At 76.1% G+C, this 524-nt stretch carries 1 pseudogene; it reads left to right on the top strand.

Going from position 1 to position 524, the window contains the following annotated elements:
- Positions 1–524, top strand: a pseudogene (locus N2041_RS14800) (hypothetical protein); the annotation flags it as partial.

Below are 524 nucleotides of genomic sequence, written 5' to 3' on the forward strand. Positions count from 1 at the left end.
AGTCCGTGTCGCGCGCATGGGACTGGAACACGGAATACATCCCGCTCCAGCCCGGCGCCACCTACGACGTCTGGTGGCGCGTGACCGACGTGGCCGGCGGGGCGACGCTGGTCGCCGAGGCGGGCACCAGCTTCGCGAGCCTCGGCTGGCCGGACGGATTGCATCTCTGGTACGGGCCGCTGACTGTCAGCGGCCTGACCAAAATCTGGGGCTATCGCATCGGCTGGGACGCCGTCCTCTGCGCGTCCGGCCCGACCCCCACGGCGACCCCCACGGCGACCCGCACCCCCACGCCCACCGCCACGGCCACTCCAACGCCCACGCCCACGGCGACTCCCACGCCCACCGCCACCCCCACGCCAACCCGCACCCCCACGCCGACCCCGCTCGGCTCCCTGCCGGGGGCCGGGGGCTATGCCGGGGCCGACCTCGGCGCAACGGCGGTCGCGGCGGCGGCGACCGCGCTGGCCGGCGGGGCACGCCGGCGGCATGGTGCGGGTACGTCCCCGCGCACCCCTGTTGGG

The sequence above is a fragment of the Tepidiforma sp. genome, assembly GCF_026419595.1.
In the GTDB taxonomy this organism is placed as follows: domain Bacteria; phylum Chloroflexota; class Dehalococcoidia; order Tepidiformales; family Tepidiformaceae; genus Tepidiforma.